Raw genomic sequence first — 2,459 nt, forward strand, 5'->3', positions numbered from 1 at the left:
TTGCTCAGGGCCTTGTGACGGTTGCCGGCGCCCTTGGGTTTGCCGGTGGAGCCGGAGGTGTAGATCACGTAGGCCAGGTTTTCTGGCTGCGGCTGTACGCCGGTAGCCTCGGTGGAGCACGCAAGGTAGTCCTGCTCATCCACATTCAGGACACGCATCGAGGTCGGCACCGGCAGTTGAGCGCGCAGGTGCGATTGAGTCAGCAGCAATGCGATACCGCTGTCCTCGACCATATAGGCCAGGCGCTCGCGCGGGTATTCAGGGTCCAGCGGCACATAGGCGCCACCGGCCTTGAGCACCGCCAGCAGGCTCACCACCATCTCGACACTGCGCTCCATGCAAATACCGACGAGCACATCGGGGCCGACGCCATGCTCGATCAGTCGGTGCGCCAACTGGTTGGCCTGCTGGTCCAGCTCGCGGTAGCTCAACTGGCGGTCGCCGAACACCAACGCAACCGCATCCGGGGTGTTCTGCGCCTGAGCTTCGATCAAGTTGTGGACGCAGGTGTCCGACGGGTAATCGACGACGGGGGCGTTGATGCCCTGCACCCACTGCTGCAACTCGCTGGCATCGCACAATGGCAAGGCTTGCACCCGTTCGCAGGGGTTGGCCACGATGCCCTGCAGCAAGTTGTGCCAATGACCTAGCAGGCGCTCGGCGCTGCAGCGGTCGAACAGGTCGGTGGCGTAGGTCAGGCTGGCCACCAGCCCGGTGGGGCTTTCGACGGTATCCAGGCTCAGGTCGAACTGTGCCGAGCGCTCATCGCGTGTCACCTGCCGCACTTTCAGTCCCGGCACTGCCAGGCGCTGGCCAGCGCCCTCCAGTTGATGGTTGAACATCACCTGGAACAGCGGGCTGTGGCTCATGCTGCGCTGCGGCTGCAGCGCCTGGACCAGTTGCTCGAAGGGCAGGTCCTGATGAGCCTGGGCCTGCTGGGCCGCTTCGCGCACCTGCGCCAGCAAGGCTGTAAAAGGCTGCAGACCGTCGATGCGCGCCTTCATCACCTGGGTGTTGACGAAGAAGCCGATGAGTCGCTCGGTCTCCATTCGGTTACGGTTGGCCACCGGCACGCCCACAAGGATGTCAGCCTGCCCGCTGTAGCGGTGCAACAGTAGCTGGAACGACGCCAGCAACAGCATGAACAGACTCACATCCTGGCGCTGCGCCAACGCTTTGAGCCCATCCAGCAATGCCGGCGCAACGTTCAGGTCGAGCACCGCGCCCTGATGGCTGGCCTGGGTCGGACGTGGCCGGTCGCTGGGCAGGGTCAACACTTCAGGCGCCTCGCCCAGGTGGCCCTTCCAATAAGCCAGCTGGCGATCCCCCTCCCCCGACTCCAGCCATTGGCGTTGCCAGGCGGCATAGTCGGCATACTGGATCGGCACATCGTCCAGTGGCGCGGACTGGCCGTGCAAGCGGCTGGCGTAGCAGGCAAGCCACTGTTCGACCAGCACGTTGACCGACCAGCCATCGGCGATGCTGTGGTGCAAGGCCAGCACCAGCACATGGTCGTCCGACCCGACGCGCAGCAGATTGATCCGGGCCAGCGGCCCCTGCATCAGGTCGAATGGCTGGCCGGTGCAATGTTCGGCATAGGCCTTGATCGCTGACTCGGTGTCTTCGTTCGCGCCCAGTTCATCGACCACCAGCGTCAGGCGCAGTGCCTCGTCGATCACTTGGCAAACCTGTCCCTGGTGCTCGATGAAGCGTGTGCGCAAGCTGCCCTGATGACGCACCAGGTCGTCAAGGCCGGCCTGCAGCGCAGCCCTGTCGAGGGCACCGTGCAAACGCAGCACTGCCGGGATGTTGTAAGCGCTGCCGGTCGGCTCCAGCTGCCACAGGAAGTGCTGGCGCTGCTGGGCGTAGGACAGCGGCTGCGGCCCCTGCTCCAGAGCCGGCACGATCGGCAGGCGGGCTACGTTGACACCGGCCTGGGCCAGCTTGGCAAACAGCTGCCGACGGCGCTCGCCATCGAGGTTGCGCAGGCGCGCCACCAGTTCCTCTGTACGGTCCTGCTTGTGCTCAGGCATTGCTTTCCTCCAGTTCATCGAGCGCGCCGAAGATCAGGTCGAGCTCATCGGCCGCCTGCCCGGCATCACCTTGCAGATGCGTCGCCAGCTGCCCGAGCTGGCGCAGTTCGTAGAATTCCTTGACCGGCAGCTCGACGCCGAATGCACCGCGAATGCGCGACAGCAGCATCACCGCCTGCAGCGAGTGGCCACCAAGGGCGAAGAAGTCGTCATCCAGGCCAACCCGCTCAAGGCCCAGCACCTCCTGCCAGATCAACGCCAGTTGCCGTTCGAGTTCAGTCTGCGGAGCACGGAACCGTGCACACGTCGGTGCAGCATCGACCGCAGGCAGGGCCTTGCGGTCGAGCTTGCCGTTGGGGCTCAGCGGCAGGCTGGTCAGCAGCACCAGGTACGTGGGCACCATGTAGTCAGGCAGCAGACTGCGCA

At 64.9% G+C, this 2,459-nt stretch carries 2 protein-coding genes; both read right to left on the reverse strand.

Features of this window, described 5'->3' with window-relative positions; all coding sequences use genetic code 11:
• The coding region (locus H620_RS0118770; protein ID WP_155950808.1) for a condensation domain-containing protein at nt 1-2,051 on the reverse strand (2,051 nt) is incomplete at its 3' end.
• A partial coding sequence (locus tag H620_RS0118775; protein WP_027907861.1) for a phosphopantetheine-binding protein occupies nt 2,026-2,459 on the reverse strand: 434 nt, incomplete at its 5' end. The genes H620_RS0118775 and H620_RS0118770, both read right to left, overlap by 26 nt.

The sequence above is a fragment of the Pseudomonas taiwanensis DSM 21245 genome (assembly GCF_000425785.1).
Classification (GTDB): Bacteria; Pseudomonadota; Gammaproteobacteria; order Pseudomonadales; family Pseudomonadaceae; genus Aquipseudomonas; species Aquipseudomonas taiwanensis.